Origin of the sequence: Rhodobacter sp. NSM, from assembly GCF_052244495.1 — a bacterium.
GTDB lineage: Bacteria > Pseudomonadota > Alphaproteobacteria > Rhodobacterales > Rhodobacteraceae > Cereibacter_A.
In genome coordinates this window covers 1-17566 of record NZ_JBQPXH010000029.1, presented here as the reverse complement: position 1 = coordinate 17566, position 17566 = coordinate 1, and the positions used below count along the sequence as shown (strand labels likewise).

Annotated in this window: 13 protein-coding genes and 1 tRNA gene; all 14 read left to right on the top strand. The window is 65.3% G+C overall.

Annotation, left to right across the window (positions count from 1 at the left end):
* Positions 1–170: 170 nt before the first annotated feature.
* Entirely contained in the window at positions 171–815 is a 645-nt protein-coding gene (locus ACTVZP_RS21535) for a CatB-related O-acetyltransferase (RefSeq protein ID WP_443214189.1), read from the top strand.
* A 74-nt stretch (positions 816–889) separates the two neighbouring features.
* Positions 890–965, top strand: a tRNA-Trp gene (locus ACTVZP_RS21530).
* Between the two features lie 91 nt (positions 966–1056).
* A complete protein-coding gene (gene secE / locus ACTVZP_RS21525) occupies positions 1057–1251 on the top strand; it encodes a preprotein translocase subunit SecE (RefSeq protein ID WP_443214188.1) in 195 nt (64 codons plus the stop codon).
* 161 nt (positions 1252–1412) lie between these two features.
* Positions 1413–1946: a transcription termination/antitermination protein NusG gene (gene nusG, locus ACTVZP_RS21520; protein WP_443214187.1), complete on the top strand. Its 534-nt coding sequence runs from the start codon at positions 1413–1415 to the stop codon at positions 1944–1946.
* Between the two features lie 91 nt (positions 1947–2037).
* Positions 2038–2490 (top strand): 50S ribosomal protein L11, encoded by a 453-nt coding sequence (gene rplK, locus ACTVZP_RS21515; RefSeq protein WP_443214186.1) that lies wholly within the window; start codon positions 2038–2040, stop codon positions 2488–2490.
* Positions 2491–2493: 3 nt separating this feature from the next.
* The gene (gene rplA, locus ACTVZP_RS21510; protein WP_443214185.1) at positions 2494–3192 is read left to right on the top strand and encodes a 50S ribosomal protein L1; all 699 of its coding nucleotides are present in this window, start codon (positions 2494–2496) and stop codon (positions 3190–3192) included.
* 224 nt (positions 3193–3416) lie between these two features.
* The gene (rplJ, locus tag ACTVZP_RS21505) at positions 3417–3932 is read left to right on the top strand and encodes a 50S ribosomal protein L10 (RefSeq protein ID WP_443214184.1); all 516 of its coding nucleotides are present in this window, start codon (positions 3417–3419) and stop codon (positions 3930–3932) included.
* A gap of 69 nt (positions 3933–4001) precedes the next feature.
* The gene (gene rplL, locus ACTVZP_RS21500) at positions 4002–4379 is read left to right on the top strand and encodes a 50S ribosomal protein L7/L12 (protein WP_443214183.1); all 378 of its coding nucleotides are present in this window, start codon (positions 4002–4004) and stop codon (positions 4377–4379) included.
* Between the two features lie 244 nt (positions 4380–4623).
* Complete coding sequence (gene rpoB, locus ACTVZP_RS21495) at positions 4624–8754, top strand: DNA-directed RNA polymerase subunit beta (protein WP_443214182.1); 4131 nt, start codon at positions 4624–4626, stop codon at positions 8752–8754.
* 81 nt (positions 8755–8835) lie between these two features.
* On the top strand, positions 8836–13083 hold the full coding sequence (gene rpoC, locus ACTVZP_RS21490; RefSeq protein ID WP_443214181.1) for a DNA-directed RNA polymerase subunit beta': 4248 nt from the start codon (positions 8836–8838) through the stop codon (positions 13081–13083).
* Positions 13084–13355: 272 nt separating this feature from the next.
* The gene (locus ACTVZP_RS21485; protein WP_443214180.1) at positions 13356–14282 is read left to right on the top strand and encodes a DMT family transporter; all 927 of its coding nucleotides are present in this window, start codon (positions 13356–13358) and stop codon (positions 14280–14282) included.
* 213 nt (positions 14283–14495) lie between these two features.
* On the top strand, positions 14496–14867 hold the full coding sequence (gene rpsL / locus ACTVZP_RS21480; protein WP_002722481.1) for a 30S ribosomal protein S12: 372 nt from the start codon (positions 14496–14498) through the stop codon (positions 14865–14867).
* A 12-nt stretch (positions 14868–14879) separates the two neighbouring features.
* Positions 14880–15350 carry a 30S ribosomal protein S7 gene (gene rpsG / locus ACTVZP_RS21475; RefSeq protein ID WP_002722484.1) on the top strand — a complete coding sequence of 157 codons (471 nt, stop codon included), beginning with the start codon at positions 14880–14882 and terminating at the stop codon, positions 15348–15350.
* Between the two features lie 24 nt (positions 15351–15374).
* A complete protein-coding gene (gene fusA / locus ACTVZP_RS21470) occupies positions 15375–17492 on the top strand; it encodes an elongation factor G (RefSeq protein WP_443214179.1) in 2118 nt (705 codons plus the stop codon).
* The last annotated feature ends 74 nt before the right edge of the window (positions 17493–17566 follow it).

The window sequence follows — 17566 nt, the reverse complement described above, 5'->3', positions numbered from 1 at the left end:
CTGATCCTGACGGATCGGCCGGGGCAGGGCGCGCGGGACATCTCGCGCGCCTTTTCCTTTGGCGGCGTCCGTGTCAGGGTGGGCCCGCGCCGCATCCGGCGCCTGCGAGGGAGGCCCGCATGGTGACGATCCGCATCTGACCGTTTGTCCGAAACGCCAGAGGAGATCCCATGCCCTCCCCCTTGCTGAACGCCGGCCTCCGGCATCCGATGCGCTTTGCCGACGGGCGCGCGAATTCCTCGATCGTGCATCTGAACCGCGTCATCGACCATCCGAACATCCGCATCGGCGATTTCACCTATGCCAACGATTTCGACCCGCCCGAGGATTGGGCGGCACGGCTGGTGCCTTACCTCTATCCCGGCGCGCCCGAGCGGCTGGAGATCGGCCGCTACGGCCAGATCGCCCATGGCGCGCGCTTCATCACCGCCTCCGCCAATCATCCGGCGGGCGGGCTCACCACCTATCCGTTCGCGATCTTCGATCCGGGCAGCCTCGAGTTGTTCAAGGAGGCGCTGACGGATCTGCCCGACACGGTGATCGGCCACGATGTCTGGATCGGGCATGGGGCGCTGATCCTGCCCGGCGTGCGGCTGGGTCACGGGGTCATCGTGGGGGCGGGGGCCGTGGTCGCCCGTGACGTGCCCGATTATGCGGTGGTAGCCGGCAATCCGGCGCGCATCCTGCGGATGCGCTTTCCGCCCGAGGTGGTCGCGCGGCTCCTTGCGATCGCCTGGTGGGACTGGCCGCAGGAGCGCCTGGCCGAGCGGCTGCCCGCGCTGGTGGCAGGCGATCTCGAGGCGGCCGCGCGCTGACGCCGCAGCCGGAGCCCGAGGTGCAACTTTGCGCTTGCGGTCGGGCGCCGGCTGCCGTATCTCGCGGCTGGCCTAGGGGTATAGCTCAGTTGGTAGAGCATCGGTCTCCAAAACCGAGGGTCGGGGGTTCGAGTCCCTCTGCCCCTGCCAGGTCTTCCCACCAAAGCGCCCTTCCTGCGAGAGCCTTGAACTCTTGTGTCCGAGGGCGTATCTGCCGCGCGACGCTTCTTGAGGACAGACGATGGCCAAGGTGAATCCGTTCACGTTCATTTCGCAGGTGCGCAGCGAGGTCGGCAAGGTCACGTGGCCGGGCCGGCGCGAGGTGCTGCTGACGACCATCATGGTCTTCGTCATGGCGGCGCTGACGGCGACCTTCTTCTCGCTGGTCGACTTCGCGATCCGGCAGGGGCTGAGCCTGCTGCTCAACACCTTCTGACATTTCCGCTTGAACGCAGGGGGCGCTGCCTGTAATCGGGCGGTCACTGGGAAGGGGCCGGCGCGCAGCGATTCGGGTTGCGCGCTGTTTTTTGTTCTGGGGGCGGACGCAGATCCGCCGGAGGAGCGGGGAACACCCCGCGCGAAGAGGTAGGCTGAAGCATGGCGAAGCGTTGGTATTCGGTGAGTGTTCTCTCGAACTTCGAGAAGAAGGTCGCCGAGCAGATCCGGACGGCCGTTGCGGATGCCGGACTCGAGGAAGAGATCGACGAAGTGCTGGTCCCCACCGAAGAGGTGATCGAGGTCCGGCGCGGCAAGAAGGTCACCTCCGAGCGCCGCTTCATGCCGGGCTACGTCCTCGTCCACATGGAAATGTCGAACCGCGGCTATCACCTGATCTCCTCGATCAACCGGGTGACCGGGTTCCTCGGACCGCAGGGCAAGCCGATGCCGATGCGGGACTCGGAAGTGAACACGATCCTGAACCGCGTCGAGGAAGGCGAAGCGCAGCCGCGCAGCCTGATCCGCTACGACATCGGCGAGACGGTGAAGGTGACCGACGGCCCGTTCGAGGGCTTCTCGGGCATGGTCGAGGACGTGGATGAAGAGCATTCGCGCCTCAAGGTGACCGTCTCGATCTTCGGCCGGGCGACCCCGGTCGAGCTGGAATTCACTCAGGTGGCCAAGGGTCACTGAGTGCATCGCGTGGGAGGCGAGCGCGCCCTGCGGGCGTGACGGACCGGACCACTAAACTGGCCCCTCGGGGCAGTGACAGAGGAGAGGCCAGATGGCCAAGAAGATTATCGGCAGCCTCAAGCTGCAAGTGAAGGCCGGGCAAGCCAACCCGTCCCCGCCGGTCGGTCCCGCGTTGGGTCAGCGCGGCCTGAACATCATGGCCTTCGTGAAGGAATTCAACGCGAAGTCCGCCGACCTCGAGCCGGGCACCCCGACGCCGGTCGTCATCACCTACTACCAGGACAAGTCCTTCAGCCTCGAGCTGAAGACGCCGCCGGCCTCCTTCCTGCTGAAGAAGGCCGCGGGGCTTGCTCCGGTGGGCAAGCGGAACCGTCCGAAGGGCTCGGCCAAGCCGGGCCGCGAGACGGCCGGCACCGTGACCGTGGCGCAGATCCGCTCGATCGCCGAAGCGAAGATGAAGGACCTGAACGCCAACGACGTCGAGGCCGCGATGCAGATCATCCTCGGCTCGGCCAAGTCCTGCGGCATCGAGGTCAAGGGGTAAGTCATGGCCAAGGTTGGAAAACGGACGCGCTCGGCGCGTGAAGCCTTCGTCGGCAAGGACCTGATCTCGGTCGAGGACGCGGTGGCGCTGATCAAGCAGGCGGCCTCGGCGAAGTTCGACGAGACGCTGGAAGTCGCGATGAACCTGGGCGTCGACCCGCGTCACGCCGACCAGATGGTCCGCGGCGTGGTCACCCTGCCGAACGGCACCGGCAAGACGGTGCGCGTGGCGGTGTTTGCCCGTGGCGCCAAGGCTGACGAAGCCAAGGCCGCCGGTGCGGACATCGTGGGCGCCGAGGACCTGATGGAGACGATCCAGGGCGGCAAGATCGAGTTCGACCGCTGCATCGCCACGCCGGACATGATGCCGCTCGTCGGCCGTCTCGGCAAGATCCTGGGGCCGCGCAACCTGATGCCGAACCCCAAGGTCGGCACGGTGACGATGGACGTGAAATCCGCCGTCGAAGCCGCCAAAGGCGGCGAGGTGCAGTTCAAGGTCGAGAAGGCGGGCGTGATCCATGCCGGCGTCGGCAAGGTCTCGTTCGACACCGAGAAGCTCGCGCAGAACGTCCGCGCCTTCGTGGATGCCGTGAGCCGCGCCAAGCCTGCCGGGGCGAAGGGCACCTACCTCAAGAAGGTGTCGCTTTCCTCGACCATGGGCCCGGGCGTGTCGATCGACCTGGGCTCGGCGACGAGCCACTGAGAATTTCCGCGCCTTCGGGCGCGGGATGGCGGGGCGTCTTCGCCCCGTCCTGTCCGAGACGGCGGGTGAGGGACACCTCTTAATCTCCTGCCTGAGATGGGGAACGAGACGGATTTTCGCGGGAGACCGCCGGATCTTGGCTCGCGACCGCATCGCGGACCCGAACGCCCCGCTCGCGGGGCAGAAGTGAGCCGGGGGGAAACCCCCAAACTTGGAGTGAAACTGTGGATAGAGCCCAGAAAGAGAAAGTGGTCGAGGAACTCGGCCAGATCTTCGAAAGCTCTGGCGTGGTTGTGGTTGCACACTACGCAGGCGTCACGGTTGCTCAGATGCAGGACCTGCGCGCGCAGATGCGCGAAGTCGGTGGGTCCGTACGCGTTGCCAAGAACAGGCTCGCCAAGATCGCCCTTGCCGGGAAACCCAACGAAAAGATGGGTGACCTGCTGACGGGCATGACCGTGATGGCCTATTCCGAGGACCCCGTCGCTGCGGCGAAGGTTGCGGAAGCCTATGCCAAGAAGAACGACAAGTTCGTGATCCTTGGCGGGGCTATGGGCGACACGATCCTGGACCCGGCCGGTGTCAAGACCGTCGCCGCCATGCCGTCGCGCGAAGAGCTCATCGCTCAGATCGTGTCGTGCATCGGTGCGCCCGCGTCGAGCATCGCCGGTGCCATTGGCGCACCTGCTTCGAACATCGCCGGCATCCTCTCCACCCTGGAGGAGCGGGAAGCCGCTTGAGCAATCTCGTCGACCTGCGTGGGTTGTCACCCACCATGTTGGACCCCATCTAACTGAACGGAACAGAAAATGGCTGATCTGAACAAACTCGCCGAAGACATCGTCGGTCTGACCCTGCTCGAAGCCCAAGAGCTGAAGACGATCCTCAAGGACAAGTACGGCATCGAGCCCGCCGCCGGCGGCGCCGTGATGATGGCCGGCCCGGCTGCGGGCGCCGCTGCCCCGGCCGAAGAAGAGAAGACCGAATTCGACGTCGTCCTGACCGACGCCGGCGCCAACAAGATCAACGTGATCAAGGAAGTGCGCGCGATCACCGGTCTGGGCCTGAAAGAAGCCAAGGACCTGGTCGAAGCCGGCGGCAAGGTGAAAGAGGCGATCTCGAAAGCCGACGCCGAAGCGATGAAGAAGAAGCTCGAAGAAGCTGGTGCGAAAGTCGAGCTGAAGTAATCCGGACGGGTGCCCACGGCATCCATCGGTTGAAATCGGGCTGGGTCCGACGGATAGTCGGGCCCAGCCGAACCTGTCTCGGCAGAGGCTTCGAAAGAAGCCCCTCCCAAGGCGCGGTTCGAGGTTCGGGAGCCCTCCGGTGGGACGGGGGGCGTGAATGGGACCTCACCCCCTTCTTCGCAAGCGGCGCATGCCCGTGGCCCGACGGTCCGTGCGCCCGCGAAAACGAAAGGTGACTTCGAGCATGGCTCAGAGCTACGTTGGCCAGAAACGTATCCGCAGGTACTACGGCAAGATCCGGGAAGTGCTGGAGATGCCGAACCTGATCGAGGTTCAGAAATCCTCCTACGATCTGTTCCTGAAATCGGGCGACGGCCCGAAGGCCGCCGATGGCGAAGGCATCCAGGGCGTCTTCCAGTCGGTCTTCCCGATCAAGGACTTCAACGAGACCGCCGTGCTCGAGTTCGTGAAATACGAGCTCGAGAAGCCGAAGTATGACGTGGACGAGTGCCAGCAGCGCGACATGACCTATGCCGCGCCGCTGAAGGTCACCCTGCGCCTGATCGTGTTCGATGTCGACGAGACCACGGGCGCCCGCTCGGTCAAGGACATCAAGGAGCAGGACGTCTACATGGGCGACATGCCCCTGATGACCGCCAACGGCACGTTCATCGTGAACGGCACCGAGCGCGTGATCGTCAGCCAAATGCACCGCTCTCCGGGCGTCTTCTTCGACCACGACAAGGGCAAGACCCACTCCTCGGGCAAGCTCCTGTTCGCCTGCCGCATCATCCCCTACCGCGGCTCGTGGCTGGACTTCGAATTCGACGCCAAGGACATCGTCTTCGCGCGTATCGACCGCCGCCGGAAGCTGCCGGTGACGACCCTGCTCTATGCCCTCGGCATGGACCAGGAAAGCATCATGGATGCCTATTACCAGACGGTCGATTTCAAGCATCAGAAGAACCGCGGCTGGGTCACCCGGTTCTTCCCCGAGCGCGTGCGCGGCACCCGGCCGACGTACGACCTCGTGGATGCGGCCTCGGGCGAGGTCATCCTGAAGGCGGGCGAGAAGGCCACGCCGCGGATGGTCAAGAAGTGGATCGACGAGGGCCAGATCACCGAGCTTCTGGTGCCGTTCGACCACATCGTCGGCCGCTATGTCGCCCGCGACATCATCAATGAGGAAACCGGCGAGATCTGGGTCGAGGCCGGTGACGAACTCACGATGGAGTACGACCGCGACGGCGAGGTGAAGGGCGGCACGCTCAAGCTGCTGCTCGATCAGGGCATCACCGACATCCCCGTGCTCGACATCGACAACGTCAACGTCGGCCCCTACATCCGCAACACGATGGCGGCGGACAAGAACATGGGCCGCGACACCGCGCTCATGGACATCTACCGCGTCATGCGTCCGGGCGAACCGCCGACGGTCGAGGCTGCCGCATCGCTCTTCGACACGCTTTTCTTCGACGGCGAGCGCTACGACCTCTCGGCCGTGGGCCGGGTGAAGATGAACATGCGCCTCGACCTCGACAAGCCGGACACCCAGCGCACGCTGGACCGCGAGGACATCATCGCCTGCATCAAGGCGCTGACCGAGCTGCGCGACGGCAAGGGCGAGATCGACGACATCGACCACCTCGGCAACCGCCGGGTGCGCTCGGTCGGCGAGCTGATGGAGAACCAGTACCGCGTCGGCCTCCTGCGCATGGAGCGCGCGATCAAGGAACGCATGTCCTCGGTCGAGATCGACACGATCATGCCGCAGGATCTGATCAACGCGAAGCCGGCCGCGGCTGCCGTGCGCGAGTTCTTCGGCTCGTCGCAGCTCAGCCAGTTCATGGACCAGACCAACCCGCTGTCGGAAGTCACCCACAAGCGCCGTCTCTCGGCCCTCGGGCCGGGCGGTCTGACCCGCGAACGCGCGGGCTTCGAGGTGCGCGACGTTCACCCGACCCACTACGGCCGGATGTGCCCGATCGAGACGCCGGAAGGCCAGAACATCGGCCTGATCAACTCGCTCGCGACCTTTGCCCGCGTGAACAAGTACGGCTTCATCGAGACCCCCTACCGCAAGGTGGTCGAGGGCGCCGTCACGGATGACGTCGTCTACATGTCGGCGACCGAAGAGATGCGTCACACCGTGGCGCAGGCCAATGCGACGCTCGACGATGACGGCCGGTTCGTCTCGGACCTGATCTCGTCCCGCAAGGCGGGCGAGTTCATGCTGAACCCGCCGGATGCCATCGACCTGATCGACGTGTCGCCGAAGCAGCTCGTTTCGGTCGCGGCCTCGCTGATCCCGTTCCTCGAGAACGACGACGCGAACCGCGCGCTGATGGGCTCGAACATGCAGCGCCAGGCGGTGCCGCTCCTGCAATCCGACGCGCCCTTCGTGGGCACGGGGATCGAGGCCGTGGTGGCGCGTGACAGCGGGGCCGCCATCATGGCGCGCCGCGCGGGCGTGATCGACCAGGTGGACGCCACGCGTATCGTGGTCCGGGCGACCGAGATGCTGGAGCCGGGCGAGCCCGGCGTCGACATCTACCGCCTGCGCAAGTTCAAGCGCTCGAACCAGTCGTCCTGCATCAACCAGCGTCCGCTGGTGAAGGTGGGCGACGTGGTGCACCGTGGCGAGGTGGTGGCCGACGGCCCCTGCACCGACATGGGTGAACTCGCCCTCGGCCGGAACGTGGTCGTGGCCTTCATGCCGTGGAACGGCTACAACTACGAGGACTCGATCCTGATCTCCGAGCGCATCCTGCGCGACGACGTCTACACCTCGATCCACATCGAGGAATACGAGGTCGCCGCCCGCGATACCAAGCTCGGGCCGGAAGAGATCACCCGTGACATCCCGAACGTCGGCGAGGAGGCGCTGCGCAACCTCGACGAGGCGGGCATCGTCTATATTGGCGCCGAAGTGCAGCCGGGCGACATCCTCGTGGGCAAGATCACCCCCAAGGGCGAAAGCCCGATGACGCCCGAGGAAAAGCTCCTCCGCGCCATCTTCGGCGAGAAGGCGTCGGACGTGCGCGACACCTCGCTGCGGCTGCCGCCGGGGGCCTATGGCACCATCGTGGAAGTGCGTGTCTTCAACCGGCACGGCGTCGACAAGGACGAGCGGGCGCTGCAGATCGAGCGCGAGGAAGTCGAGCGTCTGGCCCGGGACAGGGACGACGAACTCGCGATCCTCGAGCGCAACATCTACTCGCGTCTGCGCACGCTGATCATGGGCAAGACCGCCGTGAAGGGGCCGAAGGGCATCCGGGCGGGCTCGGAGATCAACGAGGACCTGCTGTCCACGCTGTCGCGCGGGCAATGGTGGCAGCTCGCCCTCGGCGAGGAAGCCGACGCGAAGGAAGTCGAGGCCCTGCACGAGCAGTTCGAGGCGCAGAAGCGCGCGCTCGATCACCGCTTCGAGGACAAGGTCGAGAAGGTCCGCCGCGGCGACGACCTGCCTCCGGGCGTGATGAAGATGGTCAAGGTGTTCGTTGCGGTGAAGCGCAAGCTGCAGCCGGGCGACAAGATGGCCGGCCGTCACGGCAACAAGGGCGTCATCTCGAAGGTGGTGCCGATCGAGGACATGCCTTTCCTTGCGGATGGCACGCATGTCGACCTCGTGCTGAACCCGCTCGGCGTGCCGTCGCGGATGAACGTGGGTCAGATCCTCGAGACGCACATGGGCTGGGCCGCGCGCGGTCTGGGCATCAAGATCGACGAGGCGCTGCAGGACTACCGGCGGTCGGGCGACCTGACCCCGGTGAAGGAGGCCATGCGTCTCGCCTATGGCGACGAGTATGAGGATGCCTTCGGCGACCGTGACGACGACGATCTGGTCGAGATGGCCAGCCGCGTGACCAAGGGCGTGCCGATCGCGACCCCGGTCTTCGACGGTGCGAAGGAGCAGGACGTCAACGACGCGCTGCGCCGGGCGGGCTTCGACCAGAGCGGGCAGTCCATCGTCTTCGACGGCCGGACGGGCGAGCAGTTCGCGCGTCCCGTCACCGTCGGCGTGAAGTACATGCTGAAGCTGCACCACCTTGTCGACGACAAGCTGCACGCCCGTTCCACGGGTCCGTACTCGCTCGTTACCCAGCAGCCGCTGGGCGGCAAGGCGCAGTTCGGTGGACAGCGTCTCGGCGAGATGGAGGTCTGGGCTCTGGAAGCCTACGGCGCCGCCTACACCCTGCAGGAAATGCTGACGGTGAAGTCGGACGACGTGGCGGGCCGCACCAAGATGTACGAGTCGATCGTCAAGGGCGAGGACAACTTCGAGGCCGGCGTGCCCGAGTCGTTCAACGTGCTCGTCAAGGAAGTGCGGGGCCTCGGCCTCAACATGGAACTCCTGGATGCGGACGAGGAATAAGCCGCGCGGGCGGCCCGGGGCGCAAGTCCCGGGGACCGCCGCGAGGACCTTCGACCGCAACCTTTTCTTTGGGATCAGGACATGAACCAGGAACTCTCGACCAACCCGTTCAACCCGGTTGCGCCGGTCAAGACCTTCGACGAGATCAAGATCTCGCTCGCCTCGCCGGAACGGATCCTCTCGTGGTCCTACGGCGAGATCAAGAAGCCCGAGACCATCAACTACCGGACCTTCAAGCCCGAGCGCGACGGCCTGTTCTGCGCCCGGATCTTCGGGCCGATCAAGGATTACGAGTGCCTCTGCGGCAAGTACAAGCGCATGAAGTATCGCGGCGTCGTCTGCGAGAAATGCGGCGTCGAGGTCACGCTCCAGAAGGTGCGTCGCGAGCGGATGGGCCATATCGAGCTCGCCGCTCCGGTCGCGCACATCTGGTTCCTGAAGTCGCTGCCCTCGCGCATCGGCCTCATGCTCGACATGACGCTGCGGGATCTTGAGCGGATCCTCTACTTCGAGAACTACGTCGTCATCGAGCCGGGCCTGACCGACCTCACCTACGGCCAGCTGATGACCGAGGAAGAGTTCCTCGACGCGCAGGACCAGTATGGCGCCGATGCCTTCACCGCCAACATCGGCGCGGAAGCGATCCGCGAGATGCTGTCGGCCATCGACCTCGAACAGACCGCCGAGACGCTCCGCGAGGAGCTGAAGGAGGCTACGGGCGAGCTGAAGCCGAAGAAGATCATCAAGCGGCTGAAGATCGTTGAATCGTTCCTCGAATCGGGCAACCGTCCCGAGTGGATGATCCTGACCGTGCTGCCGGTGATCCCGCCGGAGCTGCGCCCGCTGGTCCCGCTGGACGGCGGCCGCTTCGCCACGTCGGACCTGAACGACCTCTACCGCCGCGTCATCAACCGGAACAACCGCCTCAAGCGGCTGATCGAGCTGCGCGCGCCGGACATCATCGTCCGCAACGAAAAGCGGATGCTTCAGGAAGCCGTCGACGCACTGTTCGACAACGGCCGCCGCGGCCGCGTCATCACGGGCACCAACAAGCGCCCGCTGAAGTCGCTGTCGGACATGCTCAAGGGCAAGCAGGGCCGGTTCCGCCAGAACCTGCTCGGCAAGCGCGTGGACTTCTCGGGCCGTTCGGTCATCGTGACCGGTCCGGAACTCAAGCTGCACCAGTGCGGCCTGCCGAAGAAGATGGCGCTCGAACTCTTCAAGCCGTTCATCTACTCGCGGCTGGAGGCCAAGGGCCTGTCCTCGACCGTGAAGCAGGCGAAGAAGCTGGTCGAGAAGGAGCGCCCGGAGGTCTGGGACATCCTCGACGAGGTGATCCGCGAACACCCGGTGCTGCTGAACCGCGCGCCGACGCTGCACCGTCTGGGCATCCAGGCGTTCGAGCCGATCCTGATCGAAGGCAAGGCGATCCAGCTTCACCCGCTGGTCTGCTCGGCCTTCAACGCCGACTTCGACGGCGACCAGATGGCCGTTCACGTGCCCCTCTCGCTGGAAGCCCAGCTGGAAGCGCGCGTGCTGATGATGTCGACCAACAACGTGCTGTCGCCCGCCAACGGCGCGCCGATCATCGTGCCGTCGCAGGACATGGTTCTGGGGCTCTATTACACCACGATGGAGCGCCGCGGCATGAAGGGCGAGGGCATGGCCTTCTCGTCCGTCGAAGAGGTCGAGCACGCCCTTGCCGCCGGCGAGGTGCATCTGCACGCGACCATCACTGCCCGGATCAAGCAGATCGACGACGAGGGCAACGAGGTCATCAAGCGCTACCAGACGACGCCGGGCCGCCTGCGGCTGGGGAACCTGCTGCCCTTGAACGCCAAGGCCCCGTTCGAGCTGGTGAACCGGCTCCTGCGCAAGAAGGACGTGCAGAACGTCATCGACACCGTCTACCGCTACTGCGGCCAGAAGGAGTCGGTGATCTTCTGCGACCAGATCATGGGCATGGGCTTCCGCGAGGCATTCAAGGCCGGCATCTCGTTCGGCAAGGACGACATGCTGATCCCGGACACCAAGTGGCCGATCGTGAACGAGGTTCGCGATCAGGTGAAGGAGTTCGAGCAGCAGTACATGGACGGCCTGATCACCCAGGGCGAGAAGTACAACAAGGTCGTCGACGCCTGGTCCAAATGCTCGGACAAGGTGGCGGGCGAGATGATGGCCGAGATCTCGGCGGTCCGGTATGACGACGCCGGCGCCGAGAAGGAGCCGAACTCGGTCTACATGATGTCCCACTCGGGCGCCCGGGGTTCGCCTGCCCAGATGAAGCAGCTGGGCGGGATGCGCGGCCTGATGGCCAAGCCGAACGGCGAGATCATCGAGACGCCGATCATCTCGAACTTCAAGGAAGGCCTCACCGTGCTCGAGTACTTCAACTCGACCCACGGCGCCCGGAAGGGTCTGGCCGACACGGCGCTCAAGACGGCGAACTCGGGCTACCTGACCCGCCGTCTGGTGGACGTGGCGCAGGACTGCATCGTGCGCAGCCACGACTGCGGCACCGAGAACGCGATCACGGCTTCGGCCGCGGTGAACGAGGGCGAGGTCGTCAGCCCGCTCTCCGAGCGCGTGCTGGGTCGTGTCGCGGCCGAGGACATCCTTGTCCCGGGCACGGACGAGGTCGTGGTGGCCAGGGGCGAGCTGATCGACGAACGCCGCGCCGACCTGATCGACCAGGCGAACGTGGCGCTGGTGCGCATCCGCAGCCCGCTGACCTGTGAAGCGGAAGAGGGCGTCTGCGCCATGTGCTACGGGCGTGACCTTGCCCGCGGCACGCTGGTCAACATCGGCGAGGCGGTCGGCATCATCGCTGCCCAGTCGATCGGCGAACCCGGCACGCAGCTCACGATGCGGACCTTCCACATCGGCGGCATCGCGCAGGGGGGCCAGCAGTCGTTCCTCGAGGCGTCGCAGGAAGGCAAGATCGAGTTCCGCAACCCGAACCTGCTGGAGAACGCGAACGGCGAGGCGATCGTCATGGGCCGCAACATGCAGCTCGCGATCATCGACGAGGCGGGGCAGGAGCGTGCGACGCACAAGCTGACCTACGGCGCCAAGGTCCATGTCAAGGACGGCCAGGCGGTGAAACGCGGTACGCGGCTCTTCGAATGGGACCCCTATACCCTGCCGATCATCGCCGAGAAAGCCGGCGTGGCACGGTTCGTGGATCTCGTCTCGGGGATCTCGGTGCGCGAGGATACCGACGAAGCCACCGGCATGACCCAGAAGATCGTGTCCGACTGGCGCTCGACGCCGAAGGGCGGCGACCTGAAACCGGAAATCATCATCATGAATCCGGAGACGGGCGATCCGATGCGGAACGAGGCGGGCAACCCGATCTCCTATCCGATGTCGGTGGAGGCGATCCTGTCGGTCGAGGACGGCCAGACAGTCCGGGCCGGCGACGTGGTGGCGCGTATCCCGCGCGAAGGCGCGCGGACCAAGGACATCACCGGGGGTCTTCCCCGCGTGGCGGAACTCTTCGAGGCCCGTCGTCCGAAGGACCACGCGATCATCGCCGAGAACGACGGCTACGTCCGCTTCGGCAAGGACTACAAGAACAAGCGCCGCATCACGATCGAGCCGGTCGACGAGACGCTGAACTCGGTCGAATACATGGTGCCGAAAGGCAAGCACATCCCGGTGCAGGAAGGCGACTTCGTGCAGAAGGGCGACTACATCATGGACGGCAACCCGGCCCCGCACGACATCCTTCGGATTCTGGGCGTCGAGGCGCTTGCGAACTACATGATCGACGAGGTGCAGGAGGTATACCGACTGCAGGGCGTGAAGATCAACGACAAGCACATCGAGGTGATCGTGCGGCAGATGCTGCAGAAATACGAGATCCTCGACTCGGGCGAGACGACGCTGCTCAAGGGCGAGCATGTCGACAAGGCCGAGCTTGACGAGGTCAACGACAAGGCCGTGCAGCACGGGATGCGTCCCGCCCATGCCGAGCCGATCCTGCTCGGGATCACCAAGGCGTCGCTGCAGACCCGCAGCTTCATCTCGGCGGCCTCGTTCCAGGAGACGACGCGCGTTCTCACCGAGGCTTCGGTGCAGGGCAAGCGCGACAAGCTCGTCGGCCTGAAGGAGAACGTGATCGTGGGCCGTCTGATCCCGGCCGGCACGGGTGGCGCCACCACCCGCGTCAAGAAGATCGCGCACGACCGTGACCAGGTGGTCATCGACGCCCGCCGTGCCGAGGCGGAATCCGCCGCGGCACTCGCCGCCCCGACCGACGAGGTCATCGACCTCGGTTCCGAGGACTCGGGACTGGTCGAGACGGTGGAAAGCCGCGACGAGTGAACGCGGAAACATGACACGAGGCCCCCGCACCGCCGGTGCGGGGGCCTTCGTTGTTTCCGGAACAGGCGATCCACAGGTCGAGGCCGGTTCCCGCTTCGGGACGGGCGGTCGCCGTGCCGGAACCAGTCAGGGCCCTGCACGACCGGCGGTCGCTCGTGCGCCCGGCAGTCATGCACCTCGGTTGCTGTCGGACCCCGCTTGTGTCCGATACAAGTCTCGCCTTTCGCCAATCGGGATGCGCGGGTAGGCTCCGGACGCTTACGGAGGTCATCTTGCAGCTCTCGGACAATCTGCGCGGCGCTCTTGTCATGACGGTGGCGATGGCGGCCTTCACGGTCAACGATGCCCTGATGAAGGCGGTGACCCAGACCCTGCCGCTGTTCGAGGCCATCGCTCTCCGCGGGTTGGCGACGCTGCCCTTGCTGCTCCTCTATGGCTGGACCACGAATGGACTGTGCTTTCGCATACCACCGCGCGACCGCAAGCTGATGTCGATCCGCGCCGGGGCCGACGTGCTGGCCACGATCTTCTATCTCTCGGCGCTGATGTTCCTGCCGCTCGCCAACCTGGTGGCGATCCTCCAGTCGCTGCCGCTTGCGGTGACGCTGGTTGCCGCGCTGTTCCTCGGTGAGCCGCTCGGCTGGCGGAGGCTGACGGCGATCCTCGTGGGCTTTGGCGGCGTGCTCCTGATCGTGAAGCCCGGGGCAGAGGGCTTCACCCTCTGGTCGCTTGCCGGTCTCGCTTCGGTCGGCTGCGTGGTGGCGCGCGATCTCGTCACCCGGCAGATCGGCCCCGCGATCCCCTCGGCGACGGTCGCGATCTGGAACTCGGTTGCGGTGACGGCAATGGGCCTCGCCGTCTGCCTGGTGACCGGGATGCGGGCCCCGACGCCGGCCGAGGCTGGCCTGATCGCAGCGGCGGCGGGCGCCCTGATCGTGGGCTATCTCTTCATAGTGGCTGCCATGCGGGTCGGCGATATCGGCACGGTCTCACCCTTCCGGTATACCGCGCTCATCTGGGCCATCGGACTCGGCTGGCTCATCTTCGGCAATCTTCCGTCCACCTCCACGCTGGTCGGGTCCGTCATCGTCGCGGCCACCGGGATCTTCACGCTCTGGCGCGAGGCCCGGCTGGCGCGAGGCCGCAAGGAAGCCGCTGTTGACATCCCCCGCGACTCCCCCTATACGCCGCCTACCTGAGCTGCGGGCCCCTGTGCCTGCGGCCGGGCTCAGTGAACTGTAGTGGTCATGATCCGGGCCCGCGCGCCCCGATCCTCTGGAATTCCACCGCGTCGTCCCCGCCAAAGGGACGTCCGCGGTTTTGGTGTTTGTGCGAACAGGCACCGCGAACGGCGCCCCCCGACCGGATCCGGGCAGGCGTGAATGAAACGGGTTGCAACACGGGGAACGTGAATGCCAACGATCCAACAGCTCATCCGCAAGCCGCGGGAGCCGAAACGAGTCCGCTCCAAGTCCCAGCACCTGGAGTCCTGCCCGCAGAAGCGTGGCGTCTGCACGCGCGTCTACACCACGACGCCGAAGAAGCCGAACTCCGCTATGCGTAAGGTCGCCAAGGTCCGCCTGACCAACGGCTTCGAGGTGATCTCCTACATCCCCGGCGAAAAGCACAACCTGCAAGAGCACTCCGTCGTGCTCATCCGTGGCGGCCGCGTGAAGGACCTTCCCGGCGTGCGTTACCACATCCTGCGCGGTGTCCTCGATACCCAGGGTGTCAAAGATCGTCGTCAACGCCGTTCGAAATACGGCGCGAAGCGTCCGAAATAAGGAGTTCCGGGGATGTCCCGTCGTCACGCAGCCGAGAAGCGCGAAATCCTGCCCGACGCCAAGTTCGGCGATACGGTTCTGACCAAGTTCATGAACAACCTGATGATCGACGGCAAGAAGTCGGTCGCGGAGTCCATTGTCTACAACGCGCTCGACCGCGTGCAGACCCGCCTGAAGCGCGAGCCGCTCGAAGCCTTCCATGAGGCGCTCGACAACGTGAAGCCTTCGGTCGAAGTGCGCTCGCGCCGCGTCGGCGGTGCGACGTACCAGGTGCCGGTCGAAGTCCGCACCGAGCGCCGTGAGGCCCTTGCGATCCGCTGGCTCATCACCGCAGCGCGCAAGCGCAACGAAAACACCATGGAAGAGCGTCTCGCCGCCGAACTCGCCGATGCCTGCAACAACCGCGGGACGGCCGTGAAGAAGCGCGAAGACACCCACAAGATGGCCGACGCGAACAAGGCGTTCAGCCATTACCGCTGGTAACCCTTCAGCCTGAGGACCATCCCAATGGCACGCGACTACCCCCTCGAGCTGTACCGGAACTTCGGGATCATGGCTCACATCGACGCCGGTAAAACGACGACGACCGAGCGGATCCTGTACTACACCGGGAAATCCCACAAGATCGGCGAGGTGCACGACGGCGCCGCGACGATGGACTGGATGGAGCAGGAGCAGGAGCGGGGGATCACCATCACCTCGGCTGCGACCACCACCTTCTGGGAGCGCACCGAGGACGGCAAGACCCCGATGACGCCGAAGCACCGCTTCAACATCATCGACACCCCCGGCCACGTCGACTTCACCATCGAGGTGGAGCGTTCGCTGGCGGTGCTCGACGGGGCCGTGTGCCTTCTCGACGCCAACGCCGGCGTCGAGCCGCAGACCGAGACCGTCTGGCGCCAGGCCGACCGCTACAAGGTTCCGCGGATCGTGTTCGTCAACAAGATGGACAAGATCGGCGCCGACTTCTTCAACTGCGTGAAGATGATCAAGGACCGCACCGGCGCGACCCCCGCCCCGATCGCCCTGCCGATCGGTGCCGAGGACAAGCTGGAAGGCATCATCGATCTCGTCACGATGAAGGAGTGGGTCTACCAGGGCGAAGACCTGGGAGCCTCCTGGATCATCAAGGACGTCCGTGACGAACTCAAGGCCGAGGCCGAAGAGTGGCGCGGCAAGCTCATAGAACTCGCCGTCGAGCAGGACGACGAGGCGATGGAGGCCTACCTCGAAGGCAACGAGCCCGACGTCCCGACCCTGCGGAAGCTGATCCGCAAGGGCTGTCTCGCGATGGCCTTCGTTCCGGTGACCGCGGGCTCCGCGTTCAAGAACAAGGGCGTGCAACCGGTCCTGAACTCGGTGATCGACTACCTGCCGTCGCCGCTCGACGTGCCGGCCTACATGGGCTTCGCCCCGGGCGACGAGACCGAGACGCGGAACATCCCGCGCTCCGCCGATGACGCGCAGCCCTTCGCTGCGCTGGCGTTCAAGATCATGAACGACCCCTTCGTGGGCTCGCTCACCTTCACCCGGCTCTACTCGGGCGTGCTCAAGAAGGGTGACCAGATGGTCAACTCGACGAAGGGCAAGCGCGAGCGCGTGGGTCGGATGATGATGATGCACGCCATCAACCGGGAAGAGATCGACGAAGCCTTTGCGGGCGACATCATTGCGCTGGCCGGTCTGAAAGAGACCACCACCGGTGACACCCTCTGCGACCCGAACAACCAGGTCGTTCTGGAAACCATGACCTTCCCCGAGCCGGTGATCGAGATCGCCGTCGAGCCGAAGACCAAGGCCGACCAGGAGAAGATGGGTCTGGCGCTCGCGCGTCTGGCCGCCGAGGACCCGTCCTTCCGCGTCGAGACCGACTTCGAGTCGGGACAGACGATCATGAAGGGCATGGGCGAACTTCACCTCGACATCCTCGTCGACCGCATGAAGCGCGAGTTCAAGGTCGAGGCGAACATCGGTGCGCCGCAGGTGGCCTACCGCGAGACCATCTCGCGCGCTGCCGAGATCGACTACACCCACAAGAAGCAGACCGGCGGCACGGGCCAGTTCGCCCGCGTCAAGCTGCAGATCGACCCGACGGAACCCGGCCAGGGCTACTCGTTCGAGTCGAAGATCGTGGGCGGTGCGGTGCCGAAGGAATACATTCCGGGCGTCGAGAAGGGCATCAAGTCGGTCATGGACTCGGGTCCGCTCGCGGGCTTCCCTGTGATCGACTTCAAGGTCGCGCTGATCGACGGTGCCTTCCACGACGTCGACTCCTCGGTGCTGGCGTTCGAAATCGCCGCGCGTGCCGCAATGCGTGAGGGCCTGAAGAAGGCCGGCGCGAAGCTGCTCGAGCCGATCATGAAGGTCGAGGTGGTGACCCCGGAAGAATATACCGGTGGCATCATCGGCGACCTGACCTCGCGCCGGGGCATGGTGCAGGGCCAGGACACTCGCGGCAACGCGAACGTCATCAACGCCTTCGTTCCGCTCGCCAACATGTTCGGCTACATCAACACGCTGCGCTCGATGTCCTCGGGCCGCGCCGTGTTCTCGATGCACTTCGATCACTACGACGCGGTGCCGCAGAACATCTCGGACGAGATCCAGAAGAAATACGCCTAAGCGCGGTGGGCGGTCAGCCCACCCTACCAACCCCGTAGGGTGCACCCCACCCGCGACACTTTCAGGAGGCCTCG